This is a genomic window from Shewanella gelidimarina (assembly GCF_023283945.1).
GTDB classification, from domain to species: Bacteria; Pseudomonadota; Gammaproteobacteria; order Enterobacterales; family Shewanellaceae; genus Shewanella; species Shewanella gelidimarina.
Genome location: NZ_JAKIKW010000039.1, coordinates 1 through 21,813, shown reverse-complemented (window position 1 = coordinate 21,813; position 21,813 = coordinate 1). Strand labels below are relative to the sequence as shown.

At 41.9% G+C, this 21,813-nt stretch carries 14 protein-coding genes; 10 read left to right on the top strand and 4 right to left on the bottom strand.

Going from position 1 to position 21,813, the window contains the following annotated elements:
- Nucleotides 1-196: 196 nt before the first annotated feature.
- A complete protein-coding gene (locus tag L2729_RS20680) occupies nucleotides 197-1,777 on the bottom strand; it encodes an isocitrate lyase (protein ID WP_101089228.1) in 1,581 nt (526 codons plus the stop codon).
- Nucleotides 1,778-1,887: 110 nt separating this feature from the next.
- Between L2729_RS20680 and L2729_RS20675 the strand changes: the two genes are divergently transcribed.
- The 6 genes from L2729_RS20675 to L2729_RS20650 all read left to right on the top strand — a co-directional run bounded on the left by L2729_RS20675 (nucleotide 1,888) and on the right by L2729_RS20650 (nucleotide 9,819).
- Nucleotides 1,888-2,838 (top strand): LysR family transcriptional regulator, encoded by a 951-nt coding sequence (locus L2729_RS20675; protein ID WP_248989960.1) that lies wholly within the window; start codon nucleotides 1,888-1,890, stop codon nucleotides 2,836-2,838.
- A gap of 213 nt (nucleotides 2,839-3,051) precedes the next feature.
- Nucleotides 3,052-5,241 carry a malate synthase G gene (locus tag L2729_RS20670; protein ID WP_248989959.1) on the top strand — a complete coding sequence of 730 codons (2,190 nt, stop codon included), beginning with the start codon at nucleotides 3,052-3,054 and terminating at the stop codon, nucleotides 5,239-5,241.
- Between the two features lie 491 nt (nucleotides 5,242-5,732).
- Nucleotides 5,733-6,437: a response regulator gene (locus L2729_RS21810; protein WP_248989958.1), complete on the top strand. Its 705-nt coding sequence runs from the start codon at nucleotides 5,733-5,735 to the stop codon at nucleotides 6,435-6,437.
- Nucleotides 6,437-7,909, top strand: coding sequence for a two-component system sensor histidine kinase CreC (gene creC / locus L2729_RS20660; protein ID WP_248989957.1), 1,473 nt, complete (start codon nucleotides 6,437-6,439; stop codon nucleotides 7,907-7,909). The genes L2729_RS21810 and creC overlap by 1 nt, the downstream gene beginning before the upstream one ends.
- A 73-nt stretch (nucleotides 7,910-7,982) precedes the next feature.
- Complete coding sequence (gene creD / locus L2729_RS20655) at nucleotides 7,983-9,380, top strand: cell envelope integrity protein CreD (RefSeq protein ID WP_248989956.1); 1,398 nt, start codon at nucleotides 7,983-7,985, stop codon at nucleotides 9,378-9,380.
- Complete coding sequence (locus L2729_RS20650) at nucleotides 9,355-9,819, top strand: ribosomal maturation YjgA family protein (protein ID WP_248989955.1); 465 nt, start codon at nucleotides 9,355-9,357, stop codon at nucleotides 9,817-9,819. The genes creD and L2729_RS20650 overlap by 26 nt, the downstream gene beginning before the upstream one ends.
- Before the next feature lie 125 nt (nucleotides 9,820-9,944).
- On the opposite strand, the gene adhE is transcribed toward L2729_RS20650, so the two are convergent.
- Nucleotides 9,945-12,560 carry a bifunctional acetaldehyde-CoA/alcohol dehydrogenase gene (gene adhE / locus L2729_RS20645; protein WP_248989954.1) on the bottom strand — a complete coding sequence of 872 codons (2,616 nt, stop codon included), beginning with the start codon at nucleotides 12,558-12,560 and terminating at the stop codon, nucleotides 9,945-9,947.
- A gap of 329 nt (nucleotides 12,561-12,889) precedes the next feature.
- Here adhE and L2729_RS20640 point away from each other — a divergent pair, with 329 nt between their 5' ends.
- Together L2729_RS20640 and L2729_RS20635 are read left to right on the top strand one after the other, a co-directional pair.
- Nucleotides 12,890-13,522 carry a YchE family NAAT transporter gene (locus L2729_RS20640; RefSeq protein ID WP_248989953.1) on the top strand — a complete coding sequence of 211 codons (633 nt, stop codon included), beginning with the start codon at nucleotides 12,890-12,892 and terminating at the stop codon, nucleotides 13,520-13,522.
- A 159-nt stretch (nucleotides 13,523-13,681) separates the two neighbouring features.
- Complete coding sequence (locus L2729_RS20635; protein WP_248989952.1) at nucleotides 13,682-14,731, top strand: MBL fold metallo-hydrolase; 1,050 nt, start codon at nucleotides 13,682-13,684, stop codon at nucleotides 14,729-14,731.
- A 284-nt stretch (nucleotides 14,732-15,015) separates the two neighbouring features.
- Here the strand turns inward: L2729_RS20635 and L2729_RS20630 are convergent, their stop codons facing one another.
- On the bottom strand, nucleotides 15,016-16,350 hold the full coding sequence (locus L2729_RS20630; protein ID WP_248989951.1) for an anti-phage deoxyguanosine triphosphatase: 1,335 nt from the start codon (nucleotides 16,348-16,350) through the stop codon (nucleotides 15,016-15,018).
- A 20-nt stretch (nucleotides 16,351-16,370) separates the two neighbouring features.
- Nucleotides 16,371-16,958, bottom strand: a complete 588-nt coding sequence (yfbR, locus tag L2729_RS20625; protein ID WP_101091631.1) for a 5'-deoxynucleotidase — start codon at nucleotides 16,956-16,958, stop codon at nucleotides 16,371-16,373.
- 781 nt (nucleotides 16,959-17,739) lie between these two features.
- On the opposite strand from yfbR, the gene L2729_RS20620 reads away from it, so the two are divergent.
- Both L2729_RS20620 and L2729_RS20615 read left to right on the top strand, forming a co-directional pair.
- The gene (locus tag L2729_RS20620) at nucleotides 17,740-19,917 is read left to right on the top strand and encodes an AAA family ATPase (RefSeq protein ID WP_248989950.1); all 2,178 of its coding nucleotides are present in this window, start codon (nucleotides 17,740-17,742) and stop codon (nucleotides 19,915-19,917) included.
- A 2-nt stretch (nucleotides 19,918-19,919) separates the two neighbouring features.
- On the top strand, nucleotides 19,920-21,614 hold the full coding sequence (locus L2729_RS20615) for a LeoA/HP0731 family dynamin-like GTPase (RefSeq protein WP_248989949.1): 1,695 nt from the start codon (nucleotides 19,920-19,922) through the stop codon (nucleotides 21,612-21,614).
- Nucleotides 21,615-21,813 lie beyond the last annotated feature (199 nt).

The following is a 21,813-nucleotide window of genomic DNA, read 5'->3' as shown; positions in this document are numbered from 1 at the left end:
AGTGCTTGAGATACGTCCATAAAAAATCCGAATGTAAGGAATACATTCGGATTTTCGCATGCTGAGAAGATCGGTCAACCGATCAAATATTGACTAACTGATCGGCATTACTGCATTAGAGCAGGCCTTTTAGCGTTAGCTTACTTTGGGGCTAAGTCCACTTCAAAAAACTTAGTAAATCCAAAGACGACATTAGCTAAAATTGGTTCATGGTGTTGTCTTTACCCGATGCTTTAAGGGCTTGGTCACCTGAGAAGTATTCTTTATGAGCATCACCCATATCAGAACCTGCCATGTTTTGATGTTTAACACATGCAATACCTTGGCGGATCTCTTTACGCTGTACGTTGGCGACATAACCAAGCATACCTTGGTCGCCAAAGTACTCTTTGGCAAGGTTATCAGTCGATAGCGCAGCAGTATGATACGTTGGTAACGTAATAAGATGATGGAAAATACCGGCTTCACGAGCAGAATCTGATTGGAAGGTACGGATTTTTTCATCTGCTTGAATGGCGAGTTCAGTCGTATCGTAATCGACACTCATCAGCTGCTCACGGTTATAAGCTGTTACATCTTGACCAGCCTCTTTCATCGCGTCAAACACTTGCTGACGGAAGTTGAGAGTCCAGTTGAACGATGGTGAGTTGTTATATACCAGTTTGGCATTTGGAACGGTTTTACGGATCTCGTTAACCATGGCACCAATCTGAGATACGTGTGGCTTCTCGGTTTCGATCCAAAGTAAATCGGCACCATTTTGTAATGAAGTAATGCAATCCAATACACAACGTTCTTCACCGGTACCGGCACGGAACTTAAACAGTCCGTTTGGTAAACGAGAAGGTTTAACGAGTTGTCCGCCTTGCTGAAAGACAACATCACCGTTTGCAAGTTCGGCTGCATCGATAGCTTCAACTTCAAGGAATGAGTTGTATTGGTCGCCCAAATCACCCGCTTCGCTAGTCACGGCAATCTTTTGAGTCAAACCAGCACCCAGAGAATCGGTACGCGCTACAATGACTCCGTCATCAATTCCGAGTTCTAAAAATGCATAACGCACAGCGTTTATTTTGGCTAAAAACTCAACATGTGGGACGGTGACTTTTCCGTCTTGGTGGCCACATTGCTTAACATCAGACACTTGGTTTTCTAACTGAATACAACAAGCGCCGGCTTCAATCATCTGCTTAGCCATCAGATACGTGGCTTCTTCATTACCAAAACCAGCGTCAATATCGGCGATAATAGGCACTACATGAGTTTCAAAGTTATTAATTTTATCTTGAATCGCGCTCTTTTCACTTGCACTAGCAGCGTCTAGCTGACGGAATAAGCCGCCTAATTCGCGCGCATCGGCTTGGCGAAGGAAGGTGTACAATTCTTTAATGAGGGCCGCTACAGACGTCTTCTCATGCATTGATTGGTCAGGAAGGGGACCAAACTCACTACGCAGCGCTGCAACCATCCAACCAGAAAGGTATAAGTAACGACGCTTAGTGGTTAGCAGATGCTTTTTAATCGAAATCATTTTTTGCTGGGCAATAAAACCATGCCAACAACCGAGAGACTGGGTGTACTGCGAAGTGTCCTTATCGTAGTTGTCCATATCTTCACGCATAATTTTGGCAGTATACTTAGCGATGTCTAACCCAGTTTGAAAACGATTCTGTAACCGCATACGCGCTACTGATTCTGGGTTGATTGCATTCCATGCACTACCTTCTGCATTAATCAAGGTAGCGGCTTCATCGATGTTAGTTCTGTAGTTTGTCATGCGTATATTCCTTTAACAATATGATTGGCGGCAATTGATTACGTTGAAAATATTAGTTAGATTTGGTTAAATAAGTCTAATTTATAGTTTCTATTCTCGGTATTTATCTTATGAATATATCTCGTATCGACCTGAATTTGTTGGTTTATTTAGATGTTTTACTGCGTGAACGAAATGTTACAAAAGCAGCCGATAAGCTAGGAATTAGCCAACCGGCGATGAGTAATGGTCTAAAAAGATTGCGGACATTGTTTGATGATCCCTTGCTAATTAGGACTAGCCAAGGGATGACGCCCACTGAAAGAGCGCAAGAGTTGCAGCCAACAATAAGCGAGTTAATGATTGGTTTAGAAAAAGCCGTACAGCCACGTGCCGATTTTAATGCTGCAGAAAGTGAAAGAGTCTTCCGTGTAATGGCAAGTGATTATGCTGAAGCGACATTGATCCCACCGCTTATTGCAAAGCTTCGTACTGAAGCGCCTAATATTATTCTTGATATCATGACCCCAAGCGACGTCAATTTCCCTGATGTAGAACAAGGAAGAGTCGATATGGTGATCAATCGATTTGACAGTATTCCACAATCTTTTCATCAAAAAGTACTCTGGAGTGATGACTTTAGTTGTCTGATAAGTAAGGCGAATCCTGTGTTGGAGAAGTTTTCACTTGAAAGCTATCTGGAAGCCAAACATGTATGGGTTAGCAAGACGGGAATGGGCGTTGGTGTTGGTATGGACCCAGATGATGTACAGCGGTTAGGATGGGTCGATGAAGCGTTAACGCGGATAGGCGTTAAGCGACGTATTACGGTATTTACTCGGCATTACCAAGCTGCCTGTTTGTTGGCGGAGCAACAAGATTTGATCGCAACCATACCAAGTAAGATGGCTAGGCAGTATGAACATAACGACCGTGTTAGCATTGTCGCACCGCCGTTTATCATACAACCCATCGCACTTACTATGGCTTGGAGCCCTTTGCTACAGCATAATCCAGCGCATAAATGGATGAGGCAACTGATCACTAAAACCGCCGATAGTTTTAGTCGTGGTAATGGCTAATCAGTTGTATTTAGTCAAAAGTGACGTTAAATTACACCAAAAGACTATTTTACATAAGTTTGGTGAATAGTGGGAATAACAGCTATAAACTGGATAAATGTGTATTGCTTGATATAGGGTAAAGAAAATTACCCTGTATAGGTGTAATCAATAGATGGATGATAAGTGCTCGAGCAACTTAAGAGCGGTGCAAAGGATGAACAGGGGCAAAACATGACAACATATATTCAAATCGGTGGTCTACAAGTCGCCACCGAGTTAGCTAACCTCGTCGAAAACGAAATGTGTCCTGGTACTGGAATGAATGCAAAGTCGGTTTGGGCTAAATTCGAAGAGATAGTTACTGAGTTTTCCCCAATCAATCGTCAGCTGTTAGAGAAACGAGAGCAATTGCAACATCAGCTGGATGAATGGCATGTCGGCAATAAAGGCAATGATTTTGACTCGGACGCCTATAAAGCATTTCTTTATGATATTGGTTACTTAGTAGCAGAAGGTGAACCTTTTTCGATTAGTACTGAAAATGTTGACACCGAAATTACTCAGCAAGCAGGACCGCAACTGGTCGTTCCCGTTAAGAATGCACGTTTCGCGCTAAATGCTGCAAACGCGCGTTGGGGAAGCTTATATGACGCATTATACGGTACCGATGCGATATCAGAGCAAGATGGCGCAGAGCTAAGCAAAAGTTACAATCCTGTGCGCGGAGCCAAGGTGATAGCCTTCGCGAAACAGCATCTTGATACCGCGGCTCCATTGTCTAACGCCAGTCATGCAGAGGTGACGGAATACGTTATTGACGCTGGTGAGTTAAAGGCAACGCTTAACAATGGCAATGTGACAGGACTGGCACAAGCAGAGCGATTTGTTGGCTATCAAGGTTCTAAGCTGAGCCCTAGTGCTATTTTACTGAAAAATAACGGTCTACATATAGAGATCCAGATTGATGCTACCAGTGTCATAGGTAAAAGCGATCTGGCTGGCGTGAGTGATTTGTTAGTAGAAGCTGCAGTCACAACCATTATGGATTGCGAAGACTCAGTGGCCGCTGTTGACGCTGAAGACAAGGTTGAGATCTATCGTAATTGGCTAGGGTTGATGCAAGGTAACTTGTCGACTTCAGTATCCAAAAATGGCAAAGAGATTATCCGCCAGCTTAATGAAGACCGTATATACCTCAATCCTAAAGGTCAAAAATTGGTCCTTGCGGGTCGAAGCTTACTCTTTGTGCGTAACGTTGGGCATCTCATGACCATCAATGCCGTGTTAGACAAACAGGGTAGAGAGGTTCCTGAAGGGATCTTAGACGGTATGCTGACTGTACTTGCTGCGATGCACGATCTCAAAGGCAACAATAACAATCGTAGTAACAGCCGCAAGGGTTCAGTCAATATCGTTAAGCCCAAGATGCATGGTCCAGAAGAGGTGAAGTTTACCTGCGATCTGTTTACTAAAATTGAAGACGCATTAAAGCTTGCCCGTAATACCATCAAAGTGGGCATTATGGATGAAGAGCGTCGTACTACCGTTAACCTTAAAGAGTGTATACGGGTGGCATCAGAGCGTGTGGTGTTTATCAATACTGGCTTTTTAGATCGCACTGGGGATGAGATCCATACGTCAATGCAAGCAGGGCCATTTGTGGCAAAATCGCTGATGAAACAACAGAAATGGATTGCAGCCTATGAAGATTGGAATGTTGATATCGGCTTAGAGTGTGGTTTGCAGGGCCGTTCACAAATAGGTAAGGGCATGTGGCCGATGCCTGACGAAATGGCAGCCATGTTAGAGCAAAAGATAGGGCATCCTAAAGCGGGCGCGAATACAGCTTGGGTTCCTTCACCCAATGGCGCTGTTTTACATTCTACCCATTACCATCAAGTCAATGTTACCTATGTGCAGAACCAACTGAAGCTAAGAACCCGTGCAAAGCTGGACGATCTGCTCACCATCCCTTTAATGCTCGAACCTGATACGTTGTCAGCGGAGCTTAAAACCTTTGAATTAGAAAATAATGCTCAAGGTATATTAGGTTATGTGGTGCGTTGGATTGATCAAGGGGTGGGTTGCTCCAAAGTGCCAGATATCAATAACGTTGGTTTAATGGAAGACAGAGCAACATTAAGGATCTCTTCACAGCACTTGGCCAATTGGTTAGCACACGGAATATGCACTGAAGATGAAGTGATGGCTGCACTTAAAAAGATGGCGGCGGTGGTTGATAGCCAGAATAAAGCGGATAAACTCTATACCAATATGGCACCTGATTTTGATGGTATTGCGTTTAAAGCGGCTTGTGATCTCGTGTTTAAAGGGCAAGAGCAACCATCCGGCTATACAGAACCTCTTTTACATGCTTATCGAATACAAGCTAAAGCGATAACAACAGCTAAAGTCGGCTAAGGCTCATTATCCCAAATGCAGTTACATAAAGTCATGCTTTATATAATGAGATGATTTTGTGTAACTGAACTTTTTCTTACAATGGTCAAACTTTTAATGCAACTAGTATTAGATGTGACTCTTTATTAAGTGAATAACAGAATGAGAAAATACTTTGTTTGAAGTGATATTTACCGAGCGATTTTTCGTTAGTAAGCATATTCCCTTAATGTCATGGTTAAACGTTTAAGCACTTTAATGTCAGTACTCTAAGTCAATTCTTTTTCGATCGTTTAGTATGCTAATAAAGCTCATTGGTTGCTGGTAATATATCTTGTAACGTAAACTTCAGGCTTCTAGGCTCGGTAAGTTCCAGATGCTAATGTTTCACTTGTTCTTTTGATTCTCACTTTCGCAAGTTTTAACACCAACAATATGATTATTATGTCGATTTATGATATCGCTCTAAGTTAAGCTACCTGCCTAGAATGTAAAGTAAAAGGGTTAATCAGGTGAACGCTAAAGCGACGATAGTCATCATTGAAGACGAGTCAACCATTGCAGAGAACCTTATTCATGTATTAGAAAAGGATGGCTTTAAAGTGTGCTGGTTTCCAACCGGTGAACAAGGCTTGGCATTTTTGACTGAAAATATTGTTGATCTGTTGGTGCTTGATGTTGGTTTGCCCGACGTGAATGGTTTTGAACTGTGTAAAACCATTCGAGATTTTTCTGATTTACCGATTATCTTTTTAACCGCCAGAAACGATGAGATTGATAGGGTTGTAGGTTTAGAAATTGGCGCTGATGACTACGTCACCAAACCTTTTAGCCCTAGAGAGATGCTGGCTCGAATTAAATTACGTATTAAGCGAGCGATAAAGCACAGCACTGTCGTGGAAAACAAACAAGCGATTGAATACCCCCTAAATGGTGGTTTGCAGCCTCTAAATTTTGATTATAGTGTTGATGGTCAGATGCTTGGTTTAACCGCGGTAGAGTTTAAAATTCTAAACAAGTTAATTAATGACAGTGCCAATATACTTAGTCGAGAGCAGTTACTTGTCGCTGCCGATCTCGCCCCCTCTGCGGCCTATGAGCGAAACATCGATTCTCATATTAAGGCTATCCGCTGTAAACTAAAGCCGTTTGAATTGTCTGAATTTGTTAAGACTAAACGTGGTTTTGGTTATTTTTACAGTGAGAAGCTTGTGTAATGACCCACTGGCCAAAGATCCCGTTAGGGTTAAGATTATTTTCGCTGTACTTCATTCTTGTTGGCGTCACGGCTTATATAGTCGGTACAACCGTCATTCAAGAGCTTAAGCCTACCGTCCGTCAAACGTCCGAAGAAATCCTTATCGACATGGCTAATTTGTTAGCTGTTCTCGCTGAGGAAGAAGTGGCGAATGATCTTATTTCAGAAAGCCGCTTCTCTAAGTTACTGGCTGCCTATGGACAGCGCGAACTAGAGTCCCGTACGTGGGAACTAGGTAAAAAAGCACTTAACCATCGCATTTATATTACCGATAAAAATGGCATTGTGATTGCTGATTCTTGGCAACAAGATGTGGGTGAAGATTATTCTCAGTGGAACGATGTGTATTTAACCTTGCGGGGAGAATATGGCGCGCGCAGTACAACAGAGAACCCCAATGATCCTTCATCGACGGTGATGCATGTTGCTGCACCAATCTATCATGACAATACCATTATTGGCAGCGTCACGGTTGCCAAAGCTAACCGCTCTGTACAGCCTTATATCGACCTTTCTAAGCGAAACATTCTGTATTGGATGGTATTGATGAGTGGCTTGGTATTAGTTGCCGGGGGTATTTTTTCATGGCGTATCCATTCAGCTTTGCACAAACTGGAAGAATACGCTGATAAAATGGGTCGCGGCGAAAAAGTGATTAAACCCACATTCCGCGTATTCTATGAATATGGCAATTTGAGCGATGCCTTAGAGAAAATGCGAGAGAAAATTGATGGTAAAAAATATATAGAGCAGTATGTGGAAACGCTCACTCATGAGTTAAAGAGCCCGCTGTCTGCAATAAAAGGGGCTAGCGAAATTCTACAAACGCCGCTATCTACAGATAAAATCACACGTTTTTCAGCTAACATCGAGCGTGAAAGCGATCGTATGCAATCCTTAATTGATAAATTATTGGAGCTTGCTCGGTTAGAAAAGCGGCCACAGCTTGATGCATTAGCGCAAATTAATCTACATGACATCATAAACAAGATTAACTTGGCCTCTGAGGTACGGTTAATTGCTAAGTCGGTCACATGTCAGTTTGAAAATTATGCATTACAAGATAAAGGCAACTATTACCATGTATTGGGGGACGAGTTTTTATTTAAACAAGCGCTTTTTAACTTGATGGATAATGCGATTGATTTTGTTAACCCGAATGGCACGATTAAATGGTCACTGACGTGTGACAGCAATCGGGTTTTGCTTACCATTGACAATACTGGCCCGCAGATCCCCGAATACGCTATGGAGCGGATTATTGAACGTTTTTACTCCTTACCAAGAGCAAATGGCATTAAAAGCACTGGCTTAGGGCTCAATTTTGTTGAACAAGTGGTTAAGCTGCATCATGGTTTACTCAAGATTGAAAATGTTCCTGAAGGCGTTAAAGTCACTATCATTTTACCTCGGCACACAAACTCCATCTAATCTCCACATTCACTCCATTAAATCTCCAATTGTTGCTTATAGAATTAAACCATCAACTATTGGAGAATGACGTGTGAAAAATATACTTAATAATCAGATCGTGACTAAATTAGGATTTATCCTTTTACTTTTTGTATTACTGCAGATCCCCGTATCGATGGTCAGTAATTTAATCTCTGAGCGTTCTCTGCGTTTACAAGAGGTGCGGGAAGAGATCGCGCGCAGTAGTAATGGCGCACAACGGATTATTGGACCGTTTATTAGCGTTAATTATACTGAAATGGTAAATCATGAAGGTAAGTTCTATCCCACTGAATATCGGAAGTATATTTTACCTGAGTCATTTAAAATGAGTGCTGATTTAGAAAGCTATGCCAAGTATCGGGGGATCTACCAAGCACGATTATACAAAGCAGATAGCCATCTAAGGGGGTCCTTTGATCTAAACCCCTTAAAAGAGTTAGATCAGCATCAGATAAAATCGGTATCAATGGTTGTAGGTGTCCGTGATAGCAGGGGACTGATAAAACTCAATAAGATGACGTTAGGCGGCAAAAGCATTGAGGTGAAGCCGGGGACGGGGCTTAATCAGTTTGCTCAAGGGTTTCATATCAATCTTGATATAAATAAGCTAACAGTTTCGACCCCAATGGCCTATGACTTAAACTTTTTGCTACAAGGCATGGAGTCAATTCAGGTTACGCCAATCGGTAAAGTATCCAGCATTGAAATGACTTCTAAGTGGCCTCATCCGAGTTTTATTGGTGACTTTTTACCGATTTCGTCTGAGATCTCTGCTAAAGGCTTCAACGCGCAATGGCAAAGCAACAATTTTTCCTCAAATATTAGTCAATTATTTGAACGTTGTATGGCCGATTCAGCGGCATGTGCTGAGCTGGAACGTCGTCAAATGGGAGTCGATTTAATTGAGCCTGTTGATCATTATCTTAAATCCCATAGAGCGGTGAATTATTCGTTGTTGATTATTACGCTTGTATTTGCAAGTTTCTTTTTATTGGAACTGTTTCAAGCTCGTTTAATGCATCCTGTCCAGTATGGGTTTGTTGGTCTAGCATTGGCGCTATTTTATCTATTACTTATCTCTTTAAGTGAGCATATTGGCTTTAATTGGGCTTATGCTTTATCAGCTATAGCCTCTACGGTATTACTGAGCGGCTATGTCGCTGGCATGTTGCATAATGGCAAGCATGGCAAGTTATTTGGTGTCTGTTTAATCGCTCTTTATGGTTTATTGTTTGGCCTGCTTCAAGCTGAAAGTTATGCTTTGTTAATGGGAAGCTTACTTTGCTTCGCCATTTTAAGCTTGTTGATGTTACTCACAAGAAATGTTGATTGGTATGAACGAAGCGGTAGCGCTTTACCAGAAGAAAAAAAGTATGAAACTAAAATGAGTGAAACCAAGGCGAATGAAACAGAGGTTGTTGATGACCACTCACAAGGGAATGACTGATAAGGCGAGCAATAAAGGGAAGATTGATAGAGGACATAAAGCTGACTTGCCTTATTTGCATTTCTCCTTGGGTCGTGCACTTACTAGCTTGGTATTATTGCTGGTGCTAATCTTTATTGCTCTTTTTGTTCGCGATGTGTTTATTCGGCCAATTTTAGGTGATGCACTGGTTGTTGTGTGGTTATATTATTTTCTATCGAGTTTTATTAATCTAACTTCTAGATCGCTGGCAGCAGCCACCGTACTCATCGCCTTTTGTGTTGAGTTTGCCCAATATTTAAATATATCTGAACAGCTGGGGATCAAATCAGGCACAGTGTTAAGTATCATTTTAGGAGAGACATTTGATGCGGGAGATTTAGTTGCTTATTTAGCCGGAGGCGCAGTGTGTATTATTGCTGAACACATACGTGTAAGGTTAAAAGAGCCTGTAGATTGAATGTATGAGAATGTTTAAGCGGTGAGAGCAGCCGCTAATTATAAATTCTTAGAAGTAAAAAAGACTAGCCAAGTTGGCTAGTCTTTTTTCGTTATGGTGACTAGAATTGCGAATCTAGAAGCAGATTACTCATCGGTATAATCATTACCGTAATAGCTAGCTAAAAGAACTTGCTTTAGCTCTGCAATAAGCGGGAAGCGTGGGTTTGCACCTGTGCATTGATCGTCAAATGCATCTTCGGCAAGCTCATCTAATTTTGCGATGAAATCGGCTTCGTTGACGCCGGCAGCTTGGATTGAGCTTGGAATGCCAATCTTCTCCTTGAGAGCATCAATTTCTTTAAGTAGAGCCTCGACTTTTTCTTCATCTGTAATGCCTTCACCTTGGGTGCCATTAAGTTTTAAGTGTTCTGCTATTTTGGCGTAGCGACACAGTGCCTTCGGTCTATCATATTGGCTAAACGCAGCCTGTTTAGTTGGCATATCCGTCGCATTAAAACGAATGACATTGCTAATCAGTAAAGCATTAGCCAGTCCATGTGCTAAATGAAACTCAGCGCCGAGCTTATGGGCCATTGAGTGACAGACCCCTAGAAATGCATTGGCGAATGCGATCCCGGCTATTGTAGCCCCATTATGGACTTTTTCTCGGGCGATAGGCGCGTTGGCACCGTGTTCATATGCAGCAGGTAAATGAGTAAACAGCAAGTCGAGCGCCTGCAGTGCTTGACCATCACTGAATTCATTTGACATCACGCTGACATAAGCTTCAAGTGCATGGGTGATGGCATCGATTCCCCCAAAGGCCGTCAGTGATTTCGGCATATTCATGACCAGATTGGGATCTACAATTGCCATGTTTGGCGTTAGCTCGTAGTCCGCAATCGGATATTTCATCCCAGTCTTTTCATCTGTAACCACCGCAAATGGGGTAACTTCAGAGCCTGTACCCGAGGTTGTGGGTATGGCCACCATCATGGCTTTTTTACCTAGCTTTGGAAATTTGTAGATACGTTTACGGATATCCATAAAACGCAGTGCTAAATCGGCAAAATCGACATCAGGGTGTTCGTACATGACCCATATAATTTTAGCCGCATCCATCGGAGAGCCACCACCGAGTGCAATAATAACGTCAGGTTGAAAGCTTTGAGCGACTTTTGCACCTTGATTCACGATGAGCATTGTAGGATCAGCCTCAACGTCGTAAAACACTTCGGTTTCGAGACCTTGGCTCTTCAATATCTTAATTGTTTCATCACAGTAGCCATTATTAAACAGATATTTATCTGTCACGATAAGCGCTCGTTTCTTATCTGATAACTCTTCTAATGCGATTGGCAGGCTACCTCGGCGGAAATAGATAGAGGATGGAAGTTTGTGCCACAACATGTTCTCAGCCCTCTTAGCGACCATTTTTTTATTGATAAGATGGCTTGGGCCAACATTTTCAGATATAGAGTTACCGCCCCATGAACCGCAACCTAAGGTTAATGATGGTGCAAGTTTAAAGTTATAAAGATCACCAATTCCGCCTTGTGATGCCGGAGTATTGATTAGGATACGCGCTGTTTTCATTCTAAAGCCAAATGCTTCAACGCGATCGGTTTGCGTATCTTGATTGGTATATAGCCCGGATGTATGACCAATGCCGCCTAGCGTGACGAGCGCTTCAGCTTTATTCATTGCATCTTCGAAATCATTAGCGCGATACATAGCCAGCAGCGGAGACAGTTTTTCATGGGCGAAGGCTTCGGCTTCATCTATATCGGTCACTTCACCAATAAGCACTTTGGTATTCTTGTGTACATCAATACCCGCCATTTTAGCAATGGTAGCGGCACTTTGACCCACGATATCAGCATTCAATCCACCATTATTAAGAATGACGTTTTGCATCAAAGCCGTTTCTTCAGTGCTTAACATGTAACCACCGTGGCTGATAAAACGCTCTTTAACTAGATCATAGATTTCATCGACAACCACCACGGCTTGTTCAGAGGCACATACCACCCCGTTATCAAATGTTTTTGACATTAAGATAGAGCTAACCGCTCGTTTAATATCAGCGGTTTCATCAATGACGATAGGCGTATTACCCGCTCCCACACCAATGGCAGGTTTCCCTGATGAATAGGCGGCTTTAACCATTCCAGGACCACCCGTGGCCAAAATGAGATTAATATTTGGGTGTGTCATCAGTTGATTTGATAATGCCACTGATGGCTCATCAATCCAGCCGATAATATCATTAGGTGCACCAGCAGCAACTGCAGCTTCTAGCACTATTCGTGCAGCTGTGGTAGTCGATTGTTTAGCTCTAGGATGAGGCGAGAAGATAATCCCATTACGGGTTTTAAGGCTTATGAGTGCTTTGAATATCGCGGTTGAAGTCGGGTTTGTGGTGGGCACAATACCACAGATAATACCGACAGGCTCCGCGATAGTAATTGTCCCGAAAGTTGGGTCTTCAGATATGATCCCACAGGTCTTTTCATCTTTATATTTGTTGTAGATATACTCAGAGGCAAAGTGGTTTTTAATCACTTTATCTTCAAGTACACCCATTCTCGTTTCGGTTGCCGCCATTTTAGCTAATGGTATTCGTGCATCTGCAGCAGCAAGCGCGGCTGCCCTGAATATAATATCGACCTGCTCTTGTGAGAATTCGGCAAATTGTCGCTGCGCTTCAGCGACTTTACTTACCAGATTATTGAGGTCTTGCTCATTAGTGACTGTCATAGTGTGTATCCTAAAAAAATTTAGCAAAATTTGGGTTTGCTAACCTTTCTCTGACTATCTTTAGACCCTATGAAGAAAAATTACACTCAAATGACCAGTTTGACCGTGATCAATGCCTCAAAAATGTTGCTATCTGTAATAAAATAACTATGTTAGCAACAGAGTGTTACGTTTTTGCAGCAACGCGCCGTGTAAATGCTTTAATAAAATTTATTCAAAATTGTGATTTTGGTTAGATAAACTCATTTTTCCTTTTTAAGGAGTTGCGTTAGAGTAGCGCAACTTTTTTTATATCATCAATAACGCGCTTGACCGCAGAGGATAAGACGTTGGATTTAACTATTTATTTTAAGTTTTTTCTAGGGTTAGTAGCCATCATCAATCCGGTTGGATTGTTACCTGTATTTGTGAGTTTAACCAGCCACCAAACGATAGCTGAACGCAATCAAACCGGCAAAGTCGCTAACCTTGCCGTGGTGATCATACTGTTAGTCACCATTTTTGCTGGGCAACATATTTTGAATATGTTCAGCATTTCTCTCTCAGCGTTTAGGATCGCCGGTGGTACTCTTATTTGCATCATCGCGATGTCGATGCTGCAAGGTAAGCTAGGTGAAGTTAAACGCAACAAAGAGGAAGATCGAGAGGCTTCCGGCATGGAATCCGTTGCGGTTGTGCCGCTTGCCCTTCCGTTAATGGCGGGGCCGGGTGCCATTAGTTCGGTTATCGTTTCTGCAGCTGAATATAATACTTTTGAAAATCTCATTGGTATGTCTATTACGATTATTTTGTTTGGTCTATTGAGTTTTAGCCTGTTTCGTATGGCGCCCGTTATATTTAAGGTGCTGGGAAACACTGGCATTAACGTTATTACCCGTTTGATGGGCTTGTTGATGCTTTCCATTGGCATTGAAGTTATTGCTGCCGGCGTTAAAGGCTTGTTTCCCGGGATGATGTATTAACGATTACCTACAGTAATGCAAAGGCACCTATTAAGGTGCCTTTTTTGTGCCGATAGCAGATGACAGAGTCTAGTTATTAAATACAGGTACTTATTAACATTATACTAAAGACACTCGCTATACTTTCAAGAACGAATACATGAGTACGGACAAATCACAATGCTAATTACAAGCACCCAGCGTCCTTTATATGTAAAGCAACTGTTTGATAGGGATAGCTGCACGTACACCTACCTGCTGGGAGATCCAAAAACCCATGAAGGGGCGATTATTGATGCGGTTAAAGAACATCTGCAACGAGACCTGCAATATATTGAAGAGCTTGGTATCGAGCTTCTCTATATCTTTGAAACGCATATTCATGCCGACCATATCACTTCGGCTGGTTTAATCCGACAAAAAACCGGTGCGCAGATTGTTTACAGTCAGGCGGCAGCCGTCAAGTCAATTGATATAGGCCTGAAAGAGGGTGATGAACTTCCTATAGGGGGGCATCACATCAGGGCAATAAATACACCGGGCCATACCCATGGCTGTATGAGTTTTTATGTGGATGGTATGGTTTTTACCGGTGACTGCTTATTAATCCGGGGCTGTGGCCGTACAGACTTTCAAGAGGGGAACTCAGGGGATTTGTACAATAGTATCACCGAAAAACTGTTTAGTTTGGCAGATGAAACGGTCATTTATCCAGGGCATGATTATAATGGTAAAACCAGCTCAACGATTGCTGAAGAGAAACAATGGAATCCCCGGGTGGGTCAAAAAAAATCATTCGATGATTTTTTGCAGATCATGAGTAATCTGAACTTAGACATACCTAAAAAAATCAATGAAGCAGTACCCGCCAATACTAACTGCGGTATTAACTTTAATCCGGATGCTTATATTCATAACGACTTTTCGATGAATGCGCTTTATAGCGTTTGGCTAAAAGAAAACAGCAACACATTAATCATCGATAATCGCACAAAAGAAGAATATTCAGAAGGGCATATCCCTCGTAGTCACAACATACCCTTTGGGACTGAGTCACAACACCTAGAAGAATTGAAAGGCTTTAACCATATCTACATCTACTGCCATTCAGGGCGTAGAGCCCAAACCGCATTAACCAATCTGTCTATTATGGGGCTGGATAATATTACCTGCGTTAGCCATTCAGGTTTACCTGAATGGATTGCAATGAAATACCCAATAGAGCGCTAAGTTTATACATACTTTATTAGCCGTACTCTGAATACGGCTCACTTAACGGTATAGCGCTTAGCTTCGGCTGATGCTTGTAGCGGGTAATAAAGGTAAGGGCCTTAATGGGATTTTCGTAACAAGTAAATGCCTAATTAAAGTATTGAAATTCATCGTTATAAAACAAGATCATTGTCTAGCTTATTGCTTAACTCACTGTCGATAGCTAAAAAGTGATAGACAGTATTGTAAATGAGTCGATTTCATTGCCAATCAATATCTATCACCGCAGTGCAAGTTAGGTATTAAAGCTCGCGGTTTAATTCAATCATCGAGCCTGACTTCGGGCTAAACAGATGTTGATGCAGTCTTGCTGCAAATTCGTCCGTCATTCCAGAAATGTAATCTGCGATAACACGGTGGCAATTGAGTCCTTGATCTTTTGCTTCAATCCAACGCGCTTGGGTGTTTGTGGGCAGCAGTCGTTCAGGATCTGAAATGAACGCCTCAAATAACTCCATCACAATTTGTTGGCCTTTATACTCGAGCATCTGAATCTCAGGTTTTCGAATCACGTATTGATATACAAATAGCTTTAGTGTGTTAAGCGCGGCGTCAAAAGGGCCTTCAAGCGCGGCGTTAAACTTAAGTAGAGGCTCACTAAATCCGTCTACCTCTGTAATCGATATCGCGGTGACAAAACCATTGACTAAAGTACCAATCGCATCTTTTCTAAGATGGTGTTTACTCGAAAAAAGTCGCTCTCCAATGGTGGAAAACTCATTTCTAATCCAATCGTCTTGGCTTTCTTTAAGTTGAGTTTCAACATCATTAGTCCATTGCTCGCGGCTGACAATGCCCATCACAATTGCATCTTCTAAATCGTGCACAGCGTAGGCGATATCATCGGCAAGCTCCATGATAGAGCAATCAAATGACTTGTATTGGGTTCTTCGGTGTTTTGACTCATCAACTAATTGATGAGAAAGAAACCGGCCTTTATCGGCTTCTGACAATGGGTCTAGCACCCAGTTTAGTACCTCTAAGTCATCATCAAATAGCCCTTTGACCGGTGGCCACTCAGAGGGTTTTAACTGACGAAAGCGGCTAACCTCACTAAAAGGCAATTCACGGTGGAGGAGGCTATAGGGGGCAGGGTACTTGAGTATGCCTAATAACGTGCGTCGACATAGGTTCATGCCATAATATTCGGTATAGGGTTCTAGGCGACTTAATATCCTAAAGGTTTGGCCATTTCCTTCAAAACCGCCGTGTTTGCGCATCATATAGTTAAGTGCAACTTCACCGCCATGACCAAACGGTGGGTGACCTATATCGTGGGCAAGACATATCGACTCTATCAGGCTCATCGAATCGAGTAGCTGATCATGCTCTGGGTGTTTCTGTTTAAGTTGAGCACGTATACCTGTGCCTATTTGGCCTACTTCTAGCGAATGGGTCAACCGAGTACGATAAAAATCATTCATGCCAATGCCTAAGACCTGAGTCTTAGCTTGTAGTCGCCTGAAGGCGGCCGAATGCAGAATACGGGCACGGTCGCGTTGGTACGGGCTGCGATGATCGTTACGTCTTTGCTTGTCTTCAGCTAAACGTCTGTGGTGCCAGGGTGTTTGATCCATGCTGGTTCCTTATTCATGACTTAAAGCAGTTTATTAATATCATCGAGATCAAGCGTAAAACTTGGAATAAAGCATTCTATAAAGTAGTTTACTGCCGGGTTAGGGTTATCTTTTAAACTTTGCTCTAAGCGCTTTTGTGCCGTATTGAACTCAGTGTTACCGGCACGGCGCTCTTCTAAACATTTTAAATAAGCGCACAAGGTATCGGCAGCTTTAACCAATGCTTTGTATTCAGGGTCAGCATGTTCACTTGTTAACAATGCACAATAGTCTTCTTTGAACTCTTCAGGCACCATTTCGAGTAACCGATGTTCAGCAATAGCTTCAATTTTCTTATACTCGGCCTCAATCTCTTTATTGAAATACTTAACCGGAGTCGGGAGATCGCCGGTGAGGATTTCACTGGCATCATGGAAAATGGCGATGGTTGCGGCTTGGTTAGGGTCATAGTTGCCATCAAATTTTTTATTGCTAATCAAGGCAAGAGAGTGTGCAACCATAGCGACCTGTAGAGAGTGTTCTTGTACATTCTCAGTTCTAACGTTATACATTAGTGGCCAGCGTTGAATTAATTTCATTCGAGCAAGGTGGGCAAAAAGGTGACTCATAGTATTCCTTAATCTATGGCGGACTCACTGAGGTTATCATAGTCTTAAGACCATTAAACGACCCTTAAGTCGTTTAATGGACGAGAAAGAAACACCAATATCGGTTTATATATACCCATTCTACTTGAAGATGCAGGATTCAGTGGGGGTTTAATGGGCTTTAATCAAGGCATAGATTGCCACTAATGGTCGTTCCCTTGGTAAAATTAATAACACAGAGTAAAGCCCATTAAAACTCATCGCAGAAGGCGTTGTGCAAGCTCACTTCGTTGTTGCATCAACTTAGAAGGGAATAACCATTTCTTCGTTAACGCGCCTAGAATTGAACTAGCACAACGACTCTGAAACGAGCATCTTCAAGTAAGATGGGTATATGCTCAAAGCATACGGCCAAAGCTTTATTCTACAGCGTGAACCTCATACTTTAGCTAAAGTTCTTAACCCGATGTGCCGCTCAGATCCTACTTTCTAACTCCTTCATTTGCGCTTGTTAGCACAGCCTCATCTCGGCAGTGTTGCCTTTGATTATCTGAGTTACGGCTATTTATAAGCTTATAAATACGACGATATCTTATATATTGCTACCCCCCTCCTTTTATCAAGAATGCTAGTGCCTTTTTAAATAGTGTTAATTCGATGCCATAACTGTGTTGCATTAGATATAAGTGCATGTAATAAATCTATATAATTGGAGTTAGTTGCAATTGCTACATTAACTACATTTAGATGGTTAGGTGTACTAACTCTCTTAAGAAAACACCGAGTGGTATAGGTTATATTTATGAATGAAGATCAAGACTCACCGAGTCAAATCTATCAAAAAATTCAGTCGATTATTAATGAACTGATCCAAAAGCTAAGCCAAGACACTAGCGATCTTAGTACCAAAGAGACGACAGAACTTAGTCGAGATATACTCGCCAAGCTGCATGTTGAAATTAGCCAACAACTCATAAATTTAGAAAAAAATGCAGAGTGGGATACTTTTACCATTGCCCTGTATGGTGAAACCAACGCGGGTAAATCCACGATAATTGAAACCTTGCGCATTATATTAGCTGAGGAGTTAAAAAATAAACAACAAGCCGAGTTTAAACAGTGGCAGTTAGAGTCTGGAATTTCTATCGCGCTGATAGAGCAGACTCGGCAAGGTATTCTTGATAATGAAGCAATGCTTAAAAAGTGCCACCTCGACTGGAAGGTAAGCCAGCAAGGACTGCAACAGACGGTTGTTGGCTGTGAAATTGATAAGCTCAGTACTAAGGAAAAGCTAGAAAGTGCACAAGCAACGGCGACATTACTACAGCGATTTATTTGGCTCTTTAAAAAAATGCCACAGCTGTCAGCTTATCAAGCAGCATCTAAAAATCTTGAACAAGGCACGCTAGCATTTACTGAACAAACGGTAAAATACCAACAAAAGTGTCAGGATATTAGTGCCAATGTTGAAGGGTTACAGAGTAGACATCAGCAGATTGAAGCGCAGGTGAATCAAGCCCAAAGCTTGGCTGATGGTTTTATCATTGGTAATGGTCGTTCAGATTTTACGTTAGATACCCAGAGTTATACGTTTGAGCATGATGGATGCAAGTTCAACATACTCGATGTGCCGGGTATTGAAGGTAAAGAGGACAAAGTAAGTGATGCCATATGGAAAGCGGTTCATAAAGCTCATGCCGTTTTTTATATTACCAGTAAAGCGGCTGCGCCGCAGAAAGGGGATGCATCTAACCCGGGGACATTGCAAAAGATTAAGCAGCACTTGGGTGCTCAATCTGAAGTGTGGTCAATCTTTAACAAACGCATTCAAAACCCCATTCAGTTAGAGAAAGCCACTTTAGTCTCTGAAGGGGAATTAGAAAGCTTGGCGGTGTTGGATAAAGTCATGGTAGAGCATCTTGGTGACAGTTATCAAAAAAGCTTAGCCCTCAGTGCATATCCAGCATTCTTAGCTTCTGCGACGTGTCTGTTACCGGGTTCACGTGACCAAGGCATGCAAAGCAAGTTTCTAAACAAATTTGATGCTGCGGATCTATTAGCTAAGTCCAACATAAATGCTGTTGTGGGTATGTTCGATCGAAGCATGGTCAATGACTTTAAAGCCAAAATTATTAGATCAAATAAGCACAAGGCGAAACAGATCGTTAGTTCTGCTTTGGAGGATGTAACAGGCTTACTAAGTCAAAAGTTTACGCCCCTTTTAAATACATTGACCTCAGAGCTTGAAGAGACAGATACAGAGCTTAATACTTTGGTAGCAACCCTCAAATCTAGGTTGAGCAATCGGGCGAGAGAAGTTGTTCGTCATTTTGAATCTTCAGTACGTTCATCTACTTATGACTGTATCGATGACAATATTAGTAATGATGATTTTAAGGACAGCTTAGAGAGCAATATTGAAAAATATCAAAAGCGTCTCATAGAATCAATGCCAGATATTATGAATAAAGAGATGGACGCATTTGAAACAAACCTTAAAGATATTGTTGAACGCTTTCAAACCCAAAGCAGTGAGTTGTTAGGTTTATACAACAATATTGAATCTGTAGACACGAGTTTAGAGGTCGATATTGATCATGGTATTAATGTGTGGGGCGTCGTTGGTGCCGTTGGTGGCGGTATCGCTTTGTTCTGGACGCCTGTTGGCTGGGCAATAATTGCGGTTTCTGCAGCGACCTTGGTTTTTCAATTGTATAAAGCGGTTCGCTCCTTTTTTAGTAGTAACTATAAACAATCTCAGCAGAGAAAGTCGACGGACGAGAATATCTTAACAGTATCGAAGAGCATTAACGAAAAATTAGATAATACGTTAGCGAATGTCATGCAAGAGGTCGAAGCGAACGTCGATATCATTAAACGAGCAATGACGACATCGGTTGAGCATATAGAAGTTGTAACCCAAAAATTAAAATTAGCGAAAAGTGAATTAAAAACGCTTTGCAAGCAGTTGGAGTCTTAACAATGATTGAAACTATAAATGAATTTGAGTCAAGCAAGCAACAGGCTCGTACTTTACTTGAAAAATTAGTCACGTTCTTACAATTGGGTGAAGACGCTGGGGCTGACATTGATGCAAACCTTACCGCTAAACTTGAGCATGCTTTAAGCACTGTTGACCAAGGTAAGCTAAAGATAGCTTTAGTTGGCGGTTTTTCTGAGGGTAAGACGTCAATTGCTGCGGCTTGGATGGAAAAGTTAGACAGCGAAAGTATGAATATTAGCCATCAAGAGTCATCTGATGCGGTCAAGGTTTATGATTTAGATGATAATTGTGAGCTTATAGATACACCCGGCTTGTTCGGTTTTAAAGAAAAGCTAAACGCAGATTCATCACAAATCGAAATGTATAAAGACATCACAAAGAAGTACGTCAGTGAGGCGCATCTTGTGCTTTATGTGATGAACTCGACTAATCCTATTAAGGCGAGCCATCACGATGATCTTAACTGGTTGTTTCGTGATTTAAAGCTTCTTTCTAGGACGGTGTTTGTTTTAAGCCGTTTCGATGAAGTCGCTGACGTTGAGAGTGAGTGGGATTACAAGACTAATCTAGAGATAAAGCAGCAAAACGTCATTGAAAGGTTAAATGACGCAATTACGTTAACTGAAGAGGAACAGATTACTGTTGTGGCAGTGGCTGCTAACCCATTTGATATGGGAACGGAATACTGGCTAGAAAATGTTGAAAAGTTTAAGGCATTGTCACATATCGAAAAACTTCAGCAAGCAACGGTAGAGAAGGTGCGTGAAAATGGCGGCCAAATGTCAGTCGCACTAGAGGCTAAAAATAGTATTATCCGTGATGTACTCGGTCGTCAGTTGCCGAAGGCGGTAGAAAACGATGAAAAAATTGGTGAAGAGCTAACTCGTCTAAACACCATGAATATACGCCTTGAGAAACAGATTAATTTGGCGAACACTCGAATTATTGAAGTTCAAATTGGCTTACGTAACTTTGTGATCAACTACTTTGGAGATTTGATTATTCAGGTTAAAGGGACGGATCTGAATACATTTAACGATTTCTTCGAGAGAGAAGTTGGCAATGAGGGGGTGATGTTAAATACCCGAGTTCAAAACGAAATCGAAAGTCAAATCAATGCTTTATCTGGCGAATTAACTCAGCTTCAAAATAACTTTCAAAATGAAGTTAAGCACTACAACGACACTGTGATGCTGATGGGTAAGCAAGGCGTTAATTACCTTGTGAAAGGGAGTTTCATTAATAATCAGAGTATCCTAGCAGCCCGTGATGGATTGAGCGCAGCAGGGAAAATGGTGGGTGTTGATCTTGCCGGTATGTTGAAATTTAAACCTTGGGGCGCCGTTAACTTAGCCAAGGGCATTAATGGTGCGTTAGCTTTTGTTGGGGTGGCGCTTGAAGCCTGGAACTCATGGAATGAACATAAGCGTCAGCAGGCGTTTGAAGTTGCGATTACTGAAATGGTAGATAACTTTGAAGGTCAGCGTAAAGAGCTATTAGCACTCGTAAACAGTGGCAGCTTTATTGCCAATTTCTTTCCTAGTCAAATCTTGCTAATAAGTTCGATGGATGATTTGTGTCAATGCATTTCACAACAAACCGCGAAAAGGGCCAAATTCAAACAATGGCGTGAACAGGGAGAGATTATTGAAGCTGAATTTTCAGATGTTTAAACGTTCAGAACGTTAATGTTCTTTGTCAGTATTGAGAAGACGAGTTAATGCCTAGGTTTGCTTATCATCACTGTGCTCCGCGTTTCTAATGTCGGATAGGCGGCACTTGTCACCAAGTACCGCCCTCCTAAGAACCGGACGTGCAACTTTCACTGCATACGGCTCAAGCCTCCACTAAGGCGTATTCTGTTACCCAGCA